Origin of the sequence: Geoanaerobacter pelophilus (assembly GCF_018476885.1) — a bacterium.
GTDB classification, from domain to species: domain Bacteria; phylum Desulfobacterota; class Desulfuromonadia; order Geobacterales; family DSM-12255; genus Geoanaerobacter; species Geoanaerobacter pelophilus.
In genome coordinates this window covers 333,208-344,730 of record NZ_JAHCVJ010000006.1, presented here as the reverse complement: position 1 = coordinate 344,730, position 11,523 = coordinate 333,208, and the positions used below count along the sequence as shown (strand labels likewise).

Annotated in this window: 27 protein-coding genes; all 27 read right to left on the bottom strand. The window is 53.4% G+C overall.

Annotated elements, in window-relative coordinates:
* Position 1: 1 nt before the first annotated feature.
* Positions 2 to 145: a hypothetical protein gene (locus tag KI809_RS15620; RefSeq protein ID WP_214172510.1), complete on the bottom strand. Its 144-nt coding sequence runs from the start codon at positions 143 to 145 to the stop codon at positions 2 to 4.
* Positions 146 to 511: 366 nt separating this feature from the next.
* Positions 512 to 868 (bottom strand): hypothetical protein, encoded by a 357-nt coding sequence (locus KI809_RS15615; RefSeq protein ID WP_214172509.1) that lies wholly within the window; start codon positions 866 to 868, stop codon positions 512 to 514.
* Positions 865 to 2,307: a hypothetical protein gene (locus KI809_RS15610; protein ID WP_214172508.1), complete on the bottom strand. Its 1,443-nt coding sequence runs from the start codon at positions 2,305 to 2,307 to the stop codon at positions 865 to 867. Before KI809_RS15610 ends, KI809_RS15615 begins: the two co-directional genes overlap by 4 nt.
* Positions 2,304 to 3,302, bottom strand: a complete 999-nt coding sequence (locus KI809_RS15605; protein WP_214172507.1) for a hypothetical protein — start codon at positions 3,300 to 3,302, stop codon at positions 2,304 to 2,306. The genes KI809_RS15610 and KI809_RS15605 overlap by 4 nt, the downstream gene beginning before the upstream one ends.
* Positions 3,299 to 3,691, bottom strand: a complete 393-nt coding sequence (locus tag KI809_RS15600) for a hypothetical protein (RefSeq protein WP_214172506.1) — start codon at positions 3,689 to 3,691, stop codon at positions 3,299 to 3,301. Before KI809_RS15600 ends, KI809_RS15605 begins: the two co-directional genes overlap by 4 nt.
* A gap of 5 nt (positions 3,692 to 3,696) precedes the next feature.
* Positions 3,697 to 3,909: a TraR/DksA family transcriptional regulator gene (locus KI809_RS15595; RefSeq protein ID WP_214172505.1), complete on the bottom strand. Its 213-nt coding sequence runs from the start codon at positions 3,907 to 3,909 to the stop codon at positions 3,697 to 3,699.
* Positions 3,902 to 4,309 carry a hypothetical protein gene (locus KI809_RS15590; RefSeq protein ID WP_214172504.1) on the bottom strand — a complete coding sequence of 136 codons (408 nt, stop codon included), beginning with the start codon at positions 4,307 to 4,309 and terminating at the stop codon, positions 3,902 to 3,904. The genes KI809_RS15595 and KI809_RS15590 overlap by 8 nt, the downstream gene beginning before the upstream one ends.
* Positions 4,306 to 4,521, bottom strand: coding sequence for a hypothetical protein (locus KI809_RS15585; RefSeq protein WP_214172503.1), 216 nt, complete (start codon positions 4,519 to 4,521; stop codon positions 4,306 to 4,308). Before KI809_RS15585 ends, KI809_RS15590 begins: the two co-directional genes overlap by 4 nt.
* Positions 4,522 to 4,559: 38 nt before the next feature.
* The gene (locus tag KI809_RS15580; protein ID WP_214172502.1) at positions 4,560 to 5,165 is read right to left on the bottom strand and encodes a glycoside hydrolase family 19 protein; all 606 of its coding nucleotides are present in this window, start codon (positions 5,163 to 5,165) and stop codon (positions 4,560 to 4,562) included.
* Positions 5,166 to 5,383: 218 nt separating this feature from the next.
* A complete protein-coding gene (locus KI809_RS15575; protein ID WP_214171538.1) occupies positions 5,384 to 5,707 on the bottom strand; it encodes a hypothetical protein in 324 nt (107 codons plus the stop codon).
* Positions 5,704 to 6,168 (bottom strand): regulatory protein GemA, encoded by a 465-nt coding sequence (locus tag KI809_RS15570; RefSeq protein WP_214172501.1) that lies wholly within the window; start codon positions 6,166 to 6,168, stop codon positions 5,704 to 5,706. The genes KI809_RS15575 and KI809_RS15570 overlap by 4 nt, the downstream gene beginning before the upstream one ends.
* 13 nt (positions 6,169 to 6,181) lie before the next feature.
* Positions 6,182 to 6,673 (bottom strand): class I SAM-dependent methyltransferase, encoded by a 492-nt coding sequence (locus KI809_RS15565; protein ID WP_246559437.1) that lies wholly within the window; start codon positions 6,671 to 6,673, stop codon positions 6,182 to 6,184.
* 74 nt (positions 6,674 to 6,747) lie between these two features.
* Positions 6,748 to 7,005: a hypothetical protein gene (locus KI809_RS15560; protein WP_214172500.1), complete on the bottom strand. Its 258-nt coding sequence runs from the start codon at positions 7,003 to 7,005 to the stop codon at positions 6,748 to 6,750.
* Positions 7,002 to 7,421 carry a hypothetical protein gene (locus KI809_RS15555; RefSeq protein ID WP_214172499.1) on the bottom strand — a complete coding sequence of 140 codons (420 nt, stop codon included), beginning with the start codon at positions 7,419 to 7,421 and terminating at the stop codon, positions 7,002 to 7,004. Before KI809_RS15555 ends, KI809_RS15560 begins: the two co-directional genes overlap by 4 nt.
* On the bottom strand, positions 7,390 to 7,575 hold the full coding sequence (locus KI809_RS15550) for a hypothetical protein (protein WP_214172498.1): 186 nt from the start codon (positions 7,573 to 7,575) through the stop codon (positions 7,390 to 7,392). The genes KI809_RS15555 and KI809_RS15550 overlap by 32 nt, the downstream gene beginning before the upstream one ends.
* A gap of 120 nt (positions 7,576 to 7,695) precedes the next feature.
* Positions 7,696 to 7,839, bottom strand: coding sequence for a hypothetical protein (locus tag KI809_RS15545; protein WP_214172497.1), 144 nt, complete (start codon positions 7,837 to 7,839; stop codon positions 7,696 to 7,698).
* A 2-nt stretch (positions 7,840 to 7,841) separates the two neighbouring features.
* On the bottom strand, positions 7,842 to 8,180 hold the full coding sequence (locus KI809_RS15540; protein WP_214172496.1) for a hypothetical protein: 339 nt from the start codon (positions 8,178 to 8,180) through the stop codon (positions 7,842 to 7,844).
* Positions 8,174 to 8,389, bottom strand: a complete 216-nt coding sequence (locus tag KI809_RS15535) for a hypothetical protein (RefSeq protein WP_214172495.1) — start codon at positions 8,387 to 8,389, stop codon at positions 8,174 to 8,176. The genes KI809_RS15540 and KI809_RS15535 overlap by 7 nt, the downstream gene beginning before the upstream one ends.
* A gap of 176 nt (positions 8,390 to 8,565) precedes the next feature.
* Positions 8,566 to 8,898, bottom strand: a complete 333-nt coding sequence (locus KI809_RS15530; RefSeq protein WP_214172494.1) for a hypothetical protein — start codon at positions 8,896 to 8,898, stop codon at positions 8,566 to 8,568.
* Positions 8,899 to 8,932: 34 nt separating this feature from the next.
* The gene (locus tag KI809_RS15525; protein ID WP_214172493.1) at positions 8,933 to 9,193 is read right to left on the bottom strand and encodes a hypothetical protein; all 261 of its coding nucleotides are present in this window, start codon (positions 9,191 to 9,193) and stop codon (positions 8,933 to 8,935) included.
* Between the two features lie 76 nt (positions 9,194 to 9,269).
* A complete protein-coding gene (locus tag KI809_RS15520) occupies positions 9,270 to 9,473 on the bottom strand; it encodes a hypothetical protein (protein ID WP_214171535.1) in 204 nt (67 codons plus the stop codon).
* On the bottom strand, positions 9,460 to 9,642 hold the full coding sequence (locus KI809_RS15515; protein WP_214171534.1) for a hypothetical protein: 183 nt from the start codon (positions 9,640 to 9,642) through the stop codon (positions 9,460 to 9,462). The genes KI809_RS15520 and KI809_RS15515 overlap by 14 nt, the downstream gene beginning before the upstream one ends.
* A 12-nt stretch (positions 9,643 to 9,654) precedes the next feature.
* The gene (locus KI809_RS15510) at positions 9,655 to 9,948 is read right to left on the bottom strand and encodes a helix-turn-helix transcriptional regulator (RefSeq protein ID WP_214172492.1); all 294 of its coding nucleotides are present in this window, start codon (positions 9,946 to 9,948) and stop codon (positions 9,655 to 9,657) included.
* An 82-nt stretch (positions 9,949 to 10,030) separates the two neighbouring features.
* A complete protein-coding gene (locus KI809_RS15505; protein WP_214172491.1) occupies positions 10,031 to 10,216 on the bottom strand; it encodes a hypothetical protein in 186 nt (61 codons plus the stop codon).
* Complete coding sequence (locus tag KI809_RS15500) at positions 10,216 to 10,407, bottom strand: hypothetical protein (protein ID WP_214172490.1); 192 nt, start codon at positions 10,405 to 10,407, stop codon at positions 10,216 to 10,218. Before KI809_RS15500 ends, KI809_RS15505 begins: the two co-directional genes overlap by 1 nt.
* Before the next feature lie 10 nt (positions 10,408 to 10,417).
* The gene (locus KI809_RS15495; protein WP_214172489.1) at positions 10,418 to 11,224 is read right to left on the bottom strand and encodes a DUF3164 family protein; all 807 of its coding nucleotides are present in this window, start codon (positions 11,222 to 11,224) and stop codon (positions 10,418 to 10,420) included.
* A 28-nt stretch (positions 11,225 to 11,252) separates the two neighbouring features.
* Positions 11,253 to 11,387, bottom strand: a complete 135-nt coding sequence (locus tag KI809_RS20785; RefSeq protein ID WP_281416920.1) for a hypothetical protein — start codon at positions 11,385 to 11,387, stop codon at positions 11,253 to 11,255.
* Between the last annotated feature and the right edge of the window lie 136 nt (positions 11,388 to 11,523).

The window sequence follows — 11,523 nt, the reverse complement described above, 5'->3', positions numbered from 1 at the left end:
ATCATTCTCCGAACGTAACCGGATTGCCGTTGCCGTGGGCCAAGGCGGTAGTGGCATTACCAAAAGCCCAAAGACCCCAGTCGCCATGACATGTTGAGCAGGTCGGGTTTACCCGGGTAATCGCCGTGAGCGGCAAATAGTTCATTACGGTTCCCTCCGGAGGCAGGTCCGGGCCTGTATAGCTGCTGCACGGTGTATAGCTTGGGTTGCTCGGATTCCAGATCGGCTGATAAATGGAACCGTTATAATAGTTCCAAGTTGGCCCGGTAGAAGCGTTCAAGTAATTCCAGATTACGCCCTGGCGTGGTTTGGTTGATCGATCGCAACTGAATGCCAGTACTAGCCACCCCACAAAGAGACAAACAATTGGTATCGATATTCTCCACACTAAGAACCTCCTTGAACTTGCCAGGAATCAAGGGTACCGGGCAAACCCTCAACACCCACCGGTTAACCGATCCTTTACGCTAAATTGAGAAGAGTCCCGGCATTACGAACCGTCCCGGCAAGTTCATTGTATTTCCAGGCCGCCGATAATTACTGTTCTTACCCCGCTTGGAGGAGCGATCATGCTCGACACGATCGCACTGTAACCGCTTTCCAACCCGCTGCTATTAATTGCGGTAATGGCAATATAAGTGGGGTTTGTTACCCCTTTAAGTACCGCAGTAGTGACATTACCAACGCTGCTGTGGTTGGCGAATGGTGGTGTCGGTTGATTGCTCCAATGGATGCGGTAGCCAGCCAGATCCGGCTCGCTGTTGGGAGCCCACTTGACTTTCAAATCGGCACTACAGGCAATGCGGGCAAAGAGCGCCATAACTGCCAGCCACAGGATTACCAGCGCTATCAAGGTCTTTTTTATCATTTGATCACCATGGGACCGGTCAAGGTCAGAGTATTGGTAACAGGATCGAATATCAGGTTACTTTTGGCAGCTAGATAACCGTCACTACCGCGGTACTGGACATAGTTGAGGCTACCGGCAGCTGTGGCGACTACGCCTGTGGCGCAGTTCTCAAAAAAATAGGTGTTATTGATGCGCTTCTTTAAGCAAAGACCATCAACGGCAACTGCGCCTGGATCAACGATTGGTATCGCAGTGTTACTCAATGACCAGGCTGTGGTGCCATTGGAATTGTATGAGGTGATAGAGCCGTCATTCTTCATCCGGAGGCGCATCATATCGTTGTAGAGCAGCGCGATCAGTCCGTCGGTCTGGATGCGGGCAATGGGAAAGCCGTTGGCAGCCATAAAATTGAGATAACCAAGGCTATCGACCCACGCGACGGTATTGCCGCTATAGTTTTGAAAATCAAGTAACGTCTGCAGTCCTGGCGTGGCTGGCCGCACAGTTACCGGGTTGTTGCTAGGTTGGGCAATCTTGGCAACGATTTCATCTCTGGTTAGCTGGGTGATATCGCCAGGGTCACCCTTTTGGCCGATAGGTCCGCGCCGGGTGAAAGCAAAGGTGTAGCTGGCCGAACAGTTGCGCTTGTAGGGATATCTGGAGCTGGTGATCCAGGCGAAGCCTTTGACCTTGTTATTGGTACGCTGGCTTGAATACCTGGGCAGTATCGACAACTCCAGGACCTGGCGTTTTTGCTGCTGGCCGTCCAACTCCAGCGGCGGCGGTACCAACTGGGTGTCGACAGCAGGCATGGTCCAGGATGCGCCGGTGATCTGCTTAAGCGTGCTGTGTTCATAAGCCCAGATCGACAGAGGCCCGATGGTTTGCGGAGTCGGATTGCCGCCGGTTTCATCGTAGCTGGCCCCGTCGTTGCCTTCGTTAAAGATGATGCACTCAAGCGGCGGCGGTGCATCGCGACCGTCAAAACCGCGACGACCAAGCGGCACGGATTTGCGGAAATTGGCCGTCCAGGAATCAAACTCGGCTTTGGTTTTTGCCTGGGACAATAGATTATCTAGGCCGGTAATCGCAGAGGTCGGATGGGCATTGGCCGCATCCCGACCAGTGAGATTGTTATGCACCGTTACTCCGCCGCCGGTACCGCCGGGGCGCCGTTGCCAGAAATGTCCGTTTGTGCTGTACGCCTCGAACCACTCCCCTAGTTCATGAACATGCACTTGCATCCAGCGTTGTTTCCGCGACTCCGGAATCAACCGCAACTCTGATGAATAACGGACAAACATCGGTCCGCCTTTAACCTCGTTGGAGTCCACAATCGGGAAATTACCGCCTGGTCGGACGGTATTTGGAACGATCACCCCGGCTGCATACGCCACCCAAACAGCACAGAGCGGCAGGAAAATCGATAGGAAGATTAGCTCTCTCCAGCGTTTCATGACACCACCACAGTAAACGTGCCAGTGAGCTTGTTGGCGCTCCGGTAGATGCGGAACTCGGCCGAGTAGCCGGAGGCATTGACGAACTGGCGCTGAGTAAGTACCCAGGAGTCATCTAAGAAACCGTTGACCGTAAATGCTGCATCGCCGCCGGTGGCGAGATAGGCGACGTATATGTACTGATCGACCGGCGCAACGGTGCGGGTTTGGCCGCGGGACGTACTGAACTCTTTGCTGAGCGCAATGATGCCGGCATCGTCGATTGTCGCGGCAGAGCTTGCGCCCCAATAGCGCTGATGTGTGAATGTCACCGTGCGGCTGCTGGTAGCCGTGGTCTGACCGTCGCCAACCTGAAGCGCATATGTCTGGTTGGTTGAAACCGTGGCGTTGACGCTGTACGGGCTGGTGCGCGGCGTGCCGTTTATGGTCTGACTGGTGGCGGTTTTGTTGGTGCTCCAGGCCAGAGTGCCGACCGTGTATGAGCTGCCGATCTCGCGGGTAATGTTGCCGCCGCTGTCTAGGGTAAATGAGTTGATACCGATCGGCACATAGAGCAGCTGATCAAGGGCATCCTTGACCGTGCCGGCATTGTAGGCGATCTGCTCGGCGCCACTGGGGATAGTCGGTTTATTGCTCAAATCGCCATAGCTGTTACTGACGGCAACCGTGGCCAGGCCGGTGATAGTGCTTGCCGCCTGGGTATGGGCGGACGGTGCAAAGGTGCTTGGTTTGCTCTGGACATCAGCCCACTGCACCGGGCCACCGCCGGACCCGCTGCCGGGGATCCCCTGGGGGCCGGGTACGGCAATGGTGATAATTTCGGTGCCGGTAACATTGACCTGGGCATTGACCGTGACTGTTTCGGGCGTGATGACCGTGCTTTTTTTCTCGACATTCAACTGCTGGCTGGGGCCGGTGATGGTAATGCCGATTCGTTCGGCAGCGCACAGCGCCGGGAGGCACAGCAGTATTATGGCGGCGAGAAAATGTTTCATCTGGTTACAGTCTCCAGGAACTTGATGGCCCCGCGCATGCGATAGGTTACGGTGCCGTCTGGCGCAGTCTGCATCAGGTCATAAATGCCGGCAGCGTTGGAGTTGGCTGCCGTTGCCCGGCGACTGAGCCAATGGCTGGTTTGTCCGGCAGCCGCATCGGTAACGGCACTGGAGAAGTTGACCAGGACCGCTGCGCCCGGCCCTTTTTTGGCCTGAGCCTGCAGCTTGAATGAATATCCGGTGAGATTGACCGGCACACCATTGGCGGTGTGGGTAAGGTTGAGACGGTAATCCTCATTGGCATAGACCGTGATGTCGAACTGGCCGGGATCTAGCGCCTGAGCCGGAATAGCGATCATAAGCAGGATGGCAATGATGATTAATCTCATTCAAATCACCCTTTAAAGCCGTTTTCAAAGTCAGTTTGACACGCCACGCACCGGCAGCAGCCTGGTGAATATATTTGCCGTTTCGCCGGAATAGGATCGCCACAATCAACACAGTGAGTAAGACTGGTGCCGGTTACTCTCCGGCGGTAATGGTCGGCGAGGGCGTCGTCAATCCGCTCCTGGTTGATCTGCTGGCAGAGGTCCATGTCGTCAGGCACGGGCGCTAGCCTCACCAGCGGCAATCAGGTGAGTATCCGGGTTCTTACCTACCCAGAACGCCGGGCCGCCAAACAGATGGACTGCCTCGTAATATTCCCGAGCTCGAAGCCGCCTGAGTTTTTTAACCAGCCAGAGCTGATTGAACCATCCGTCGGCGCCATCGATGAGGCGCAGCACGTTGTTGAGGAAGGTTCGGTCAGCCTCGTCTTTGTCGGCTATAGTCTGACCGGTGGCGTACATCCAATCGTGGATGTCGCAGGCCGGGGCAACGCTCAATCCCCACATGGTGTCAGGGATGAGGTCTACCTTCCAGCCGCCCGGTCCGCAGCCATTAACAACCTGGCAACGGACCGCAGCAGAGGCGGCGACATAACTGTCGGGCGCGTACAGCTTGATCATTTGCCGGCATCCTTGGCAACGATCAGGCCGCCACCGACAAGGGCCTGTCCGATCATGGCCGCTACCTGCGTCCATGGTACACTGCTGGCGACTGCGTCACCGCTGACTGCGCCGTATGCCTGGGCACCGGTAGCTGCAAGGGTAAGGATTCCGGCCAGCGTGGTTTTCCAGCTGCTTTCTTTGATTCGAGTGGTGAGCTTTTTCTTTGACATAAGATTCCTCCAGTTAGTTTGTCAGGCTCTAAAGCCTTCTACATAAACAGTTTTGTCGCTAGTTCGTAACGCGCCATCCGGTCGTCAATGCCGTTAGTGCCACCATTGATCCGCTTGGTGAGGGCGATAAACTTATCTGCATCAGCCAGGGCGTTACAGCCGTTATTGACCCAGAACCAGCAGGCGCTTTCAATTGCACCTTCTTTGGTTTCGAGGTAGGCAAATACGTCGTCGTACGATTTACCGGCGGCTTTTGCGAATTCGAGATATTTGTCTTTACCTGTGATCTGAATAACGCCGCGGCCACGGTGTTTCCAACCGTCACCAGATGATTCCGGGCCGTTGCCCATACGGTCGGCGTAGGCGCGGTTAGCGATCCGTTCGGGTTGACGGGCGTATTCCTCGGCAACGCCTTGCGGGAAGCGTTTAGGCCAAGTAAGGGTTAGCGCTTCGGCGCTATAGTTGAGGTTTTCGATAACATCGGTGAAACCGTTGCTTTCGTGACCGCATTGGGCGAGAAACGCCATGATTCGCAGGCGGGTGTTAATGCCGTATTTAGGGAGTATTGCGTTAAGGGCATCGGTCCAGGCTTGCGGGTGTTTGTTTTGCGGGAAAAGCTTTACGAATTGCTCGACGCTTATCATAGTTCCCCCCAGGAATGGACCGCGGCGGTTCAGGCGTATCCGCGACGCCTGTTCCGCCTGGTGTCGGCAACGGGGATGCCGGCGGTCGGTTGTAATTCAATTGAGGGGGATAGTACGGAGTAATCGCGAGGGGATCATTTATTTAAAATAAAAAAACCCCGCATGGATAGCGGGGTTGCGGGGTATTTCGCCTCTATACTGCCAAACGGTTGCGACTGTCAATCAAAATTAAATTCATCCTGTTTTGGCTTGGGGCCGCTGCTTTCGTTGAGCAGCTTGTAGACGTAATCTACAGACAATCCGGTTTCGAGAGCAACCTTACGCGGCCTGAACTTATTGTCGGGGCCGGCCTGGGCAAACGCATCCAGGATGTATTGACGTTTGGCAGGAAGAAACAGTTTATCGGCACCTTTCAGGTATATATAGACCTTGGGCAGGTCGTTAGTGAGTTTAATGACGTTCTCCAGCCCTATAGATCCGGCCATTAACTGGTAATCTTCGGGCAGATCTTCAATCTTGATGTACTCATGCCATTTTGTCATTTTGTTTCTCCTGAGAGATCCCAGCCTTCTTTTTGTGCCCGTTTACGCAGGGCGGTGGTGATTTTATAGAGATCTTCCGTCTTTACCCAGGCGACTTTGTCTGCCAGGCGCATCTGTTTGGCAATTGAATCGGCATAGCTCCAGGGTAGCTTGCCGATGGTAAGCAGGGCCTCGATCTTCTCCAGCTGATCAGTGCGGCTTTGACCAGGGCGATTCATGTTGTGCGGACGGCCTGGGTATGAGCGGCGCTGTTTACCTGGTACCAGAGCCTCCAGGTGCTGGACGAGCTGCAGGAGCTGGCGCTCAGTTAAGCTGGATTTTGACTCAGCGCCGTCGAAGTTTACGAAGAGGATATCCCGGTATATTTCATCTGAGATATTCCCCTCGGCCATAAGGCTATGAATGCGACCATAGAGCTTAAGGCGGGGAGATTTATCACTTTTAAGGGCTGTTTTAGTCATGGTTTAATCCTCGTTATCTCTTTAAAAACACGAGCCAGTGAGACTTTGCCGTTTTCCCGCACCGATTGCCGAAAAGTGGTTGCTCAGGCGTCAGCGCCAAAATTTGCGCTACCGGCACTTCATGCTCGTTCCACTTGAAAATGAGCGTTCCTTCCGGCCGCAGCACCCGAAAGCATTCCGCGAAGCCCTGACGAAGTTCTTCCCGCCAGTCGCCTTCAAGCTTCCCGTACTTCTTTGCCAGCCACCCCTTGCGGCCGTTCCGTATCAGGTGTGGCGGGTCGAATACCACGAGGGCAAAGCGGTTGTCCCCGAACGGCAGCGCGGTAAAGTCGGCGACCATATCCGGGTCAACAACGAGTGTGCGGCTACCGCCGGCGCTGGACACATCAGGCAACACGTGAGTTTCCCGGCGCTTGTCCACGAAAATAGCGTCCGGGTTCTGCCGGTCAAACCAGAACATCCGAGAGCCGCAGCAAGCGTCTAATATTTGAGCGTTTTCCTTCAAATCAGCCTCCTTGAGATAACAAGCTGCTGGTGCCGCCAAGCGGCACATCAGCGGCCCGTTATGATCATCTTGGCTTATGGCCTGTCGGCCAGTGCTTCCAGCGCGAAGCCGGTAACGGTCGAATCGCAGAAATAGCGGTCTCCGCCATCATACCAATGCGCGATTGTGTGCAATGCCTTTTCCAGCCTGACAATTTTTTCACCCTGTCTCAGCATTGTCGCGTGACAGTCAGCTATTTCAGCCAGCAGCATCTTCCGGCAGTTGTGAATTTGGCCTTCCATGATGTTTTGACCGCAGTGTTTACATTCGGCATACTGATAATTCTCGCTCATACCTTCCCTCCACAAGCAAGATCAGCAGTTGTCAGCGGGTCGCATTCTCCGCAGGCAAAACAGACTTTCGCGCCCATGACAGTGCAGCCGTGTTCTTCCTGCAAAACCTTGATTGCTATGTCTTGCATCATCACAGCTTGCTCGTACACATGCCCCGGTTCCAGCACACCACGCGCAATCTTTTTCAGCGCTTCTTTGTACTTGTCATGTGGGGCAACTGTTTGATGCAGGTCTACTTGCAGCCGTGCTATTTTTCCAAGTGCTTCGTCAAGTTCATCGCGGAGCAACTTTTCGTGCTCGTTTACTTCTGCGATGCTCATAAAGCCCTTTTGCAACGACCTGCGAAATGTAATGTCGTCGCATACACCACAATCACAGCCCTGCTCATGCCCAGTCAATTCGTCTGCCGTTTTCATAGGCTCCCCCGTATTGGTGCTTCACATCCACAAATCGGGCAGTATGCCCGTCTGCCCCATTGTGTACGTCGATCTTCCGGCGCTCCCTTCCAGCCACATTGACAAGAGGCAACCGGCTTTTCGCCTCGACCTCTCCACGGATTTTCACAACCACACTTTTTACACATCCAATGCCCTCCGGGCAGGGGCTGCGCCCCGCGCCAAGATGATTCTAACCAAACATTCAAGCGGGCTGGTGAGGCCCGCCGCTTAATTCAAGCCGTTATATGACCTTTCACTTACGAGCCTCTTGCATCTTGGCTTGCTGCTCTGGTGTGATCTCCCGTTTGCCGAGTTTACCGTTAATGATTGCGCGGAGGGTTCGCAGATCGTCGTCTGTCAAACCCTCGATCAATTCCCGCAGTTGCTCTTTTGTCATAACTATTCCTCCCCTTGCCGAAGTCTTAAAACCTGTTGGTCAAAAGGTGAAATAAATGTAAGGGGTTTCCCTCTCTCTAGTTCGGCCTGCTTCATCCCTGCCGCTGTAATGATGCAACTATACGGGCCAAGTTTAGGGTACGGTAAAACCAGCCCTTTCTGAATCAACGCTTGTATGGGGCGTCCTGCCGTTTGAGCAGAAAACATCAACTGCCTATCTTCAACCGTTGCATCACCCCTAGCGTACCACGCCAATTGTTGACCATCGGGCTTTCCGGTCAGCGTCCCTGCTGCGGCAATCACACGCAGCAGGGTTGATTGTGCAATTGATAATTTCAGCATTGCTCGGTCACATAAAATTCGCTGTTGCGGGTTCTCTGGATGAAATCGGTTGCAGTGGCATCAAGCCAGACTTCGTGCCGTATGTGTGGAGTCCTGAAATTTGTATTTTCGCAGTACGTCTCAATCATAACCCAGTGGGTGTCTGTCGTGAACTGGCGGGAGAGTGTGGTGGTCGTGCCGTCTTTGGATACTGCCACGAATGCTTTCATTTTGTACCTCCTTGGTTTGCCCATCATTTGAACCAAGTATAACATAGCTAGTTACGTTGTCAATAATTTATTTTGCATTATTTAAAATAAAAATGTACTGCCAACAGCGGTCATATAACCACGCCTTGGTGCTGGCTGTAAAAGCCCAGCAGCACAAGGCACAGCCGTTATCTGGGTTAAAACCCGGTATGTTCCGGCAATGCTTCGTATTCACTCACAAGCATGTCCATAATCTCCACCTGATAGCAGTAGTCCCCACCATCAGCGAGAGATTGCAATGCCTCGGTAATATCAGTATCACAGTAGCTACCGTGGCCTTCCAAGGTGATCTTCACCACCTTGATTGTATCGTTGTAATGAGGGCAGTTCATGTGATGCTTATCCGTGATTGGTTGTGGATTGGCACGACACCAGTTTGAGCAAGCGCAATCCAGATAACCAGACGAATCGACCGAACCATCCTGCAATGAGTCGTAATCGTCTTTACATATCTTGTTTCCTAGTGCCATTTTATCCCCCTGTTGCCGGTCATTCGTAAACCCGTTAAAATAGTGACTGTTGCACTTCAACCTGCTCTTGATAGGCTGCTTTTAAACCGACAGTCTCATTATTGATCCGTACCAGTGCCCCATGAGCCACCTGGAAATCAACAATTTCAGCGGAAATACCGAGACAGTTATAAGGATCGTTTGCCTCAAGGCAGCGGGTGTAATAAATCAACTCATTATGCTTGACCAGCACTGCACCCCGTTTCATTGCAACATATATCTGAGGCCAGTATTTTGCGCCCTGCTTGTCGGTCATGAAGGCACCCCCCCCCCCTCGATTTCGGCGTCATCCAGCTCTAGCTGCCACCATCCGCTGTCATCGATGCGTACCATTACTTACTCCACGACATCCTGAAAAAATCTTCTGCAGGTGTCCCTTCACCAAGACTCATTTGTCGAGGTTTCGGTATGCCCCAACTGCTGTCACTGTCCCACGGTCGCTCACAGGCCAGCCGCTCGGCGTCACGTCGATTAAGCCGGCCGCAGTACTCCATGATTCCCACCCGCTCGATATAGTCATAATCAGCAATCGGCAAGGTGTGCGTCCAAGGCACGCTGCTGATCTCGGATGATCTTCTCCTCCAGGGCGAGCCGTAAATAGTTGGAGAGGTTATCTCCGGCAGCGGCTACCACATCGGCATGAAGGTGATCATCGATCCTGGTGCTGATGATGTTGTATCTTGGGTGTTCTTTCATTTTTGGCATGTATCTACTCCCTTACTTTATAAGCCCGTCCGGGAACTGCTCCAGGATCCTGGCATCGATCCGGTCAGGCAGAGTGGCAAAGAATTCGCGGTCGCGGCGATGGGCCTCTTTGGCTGCTATCGCCACACTCTCTGGAATGCCGCGTTTGCCAGCTTCGTAGTCCTGGTAGGTGCGACGCGGTAGGCCGAGCAGGCGGTACATATCGCAGGTGCCAATGCCTATTTCACGGCGCAGCTGCTTTAATTCTGCGCCGGTCATGTGCGTGCAGTTTTGGCGCTTTTTTGTTTTTTTAACTGGTTTTTGCACGCGGGTTTCCTTTGGCTCTTGCTTGATCCCTCAAAGAGAGGGCGCATGGCGATGCGCCCCTACTTTCAATGATCAAACTGTTTTACCGATATTCGACATACGCCGGAGAATCAGGCTCTCCGGGACGTGTTTTGCCATCGTGATAAATGAGACACATCCCGGCATTCATGCAATCCTCAAGCGGAGTATCGTCCGGCACATCAGCTATGGCTGCTCGCAGATCCCCGATAGTTTCAATGTGATCGATCTCTTTATTACGCATCAACATTACGCGGCCTCCTTGATCCTATATAGGCGGCTATGCTCCCGCACGGCATCGGCCAGGGTTTTAATCCGCTCGCTTTTCATAGCGATGGTTTCACCGCAGCAGGCGCAAACTTTAAATACGAGACCGGGGATTTCCCGGTCTTCTTCGATGTTAGTGCCCTGGCATGCAGGGCATTGCAGCTGCTCTTCCATGGCTTCCCCCTTATATCGCCGCTATATCAAGCGGGATGGCAACGTAAGCACCTTGATCGTTTCGCTCATACATCCGGACCTGTTTTTTACTGTTAACGACATTGATGGCGTCTTTAATGATAGCTACGCCCTCATTCCAGGTGTCATTGTCGACCTTATGCCGACAGAGGCGCAGAACCTCGGCGACACGCAGTTTACCGTCAACCTGAGTAAGACTGGCAGTCACAATGCCTTCAAGCTGGCTGCCGTTCCCCATCTCTCTGGCAGCCTGCAGCATCTTGGCCTTAGCAACCTCGATCTCTGGACCGAAGTCGAGAGTCTTCTGGATGGCGATTACAAGCTTGAACTTGCGATCGAAGGTGCCAAAGGTCATATTCCCCTGGGTGCCGCCTCGCTTGGTGTTGTGTTTCTCAAAGAGCAAATCAACAAAGGTGGTAACGTCACTGAAGTTATGTTCCTTGAACCGCGCTATCTTGCCGGCCAGCCCTTTCCAGATCGCCGCGATGGAGAGCACCAAATCGTGCTCCAGGAGGTCGGTCTCACGGATGTTTTTCAAAAGTACCAGGCTCCCTGCAGCATCCTCCATACGGCCATTGACAACCTGGGGATATGCCGCTTCGTAAGTGAGCCGGTCCTGACGTTTAAGGACGGCCCCTGCTGTCGTGTCGACGCCGCGTTCGGTGACCTCGCCCCAGGTCACTTGATTTGCTTGATCAAGGTGGGTAAGTTTCATCCCCTCGGTGGCGGCCTCTATGGCGGCCTCTTTACTTGGATGGTATTCCATGCCGAATGCTGGTGAGTAGCTGTAGAAATCCACTGTTATCTCCTATCTGTGTTTGATTGAGTTATATCTGGCGCAGAACGCCATTGGTGTAGAGCAGGCTGACCAGGCAGCGGCTGCGGGCGCGGTTGTTTAATAATCGCTTCGTCCGGTTCCATTCACGTCGAGCGGCCAGGTGCTTTAAGATGCGTTTAAGCATGGTTTAATCCTCCTCTTGGTATATGCACCCATCACAGGTTATGCAGCGGGGGCATGGCTCGACGGTGAAGCCGTCGGTGTGCATGTTGTCCGGTGTTACATCCAGAAGCGTTTCGCATCTACTGCAGCGGTATTCG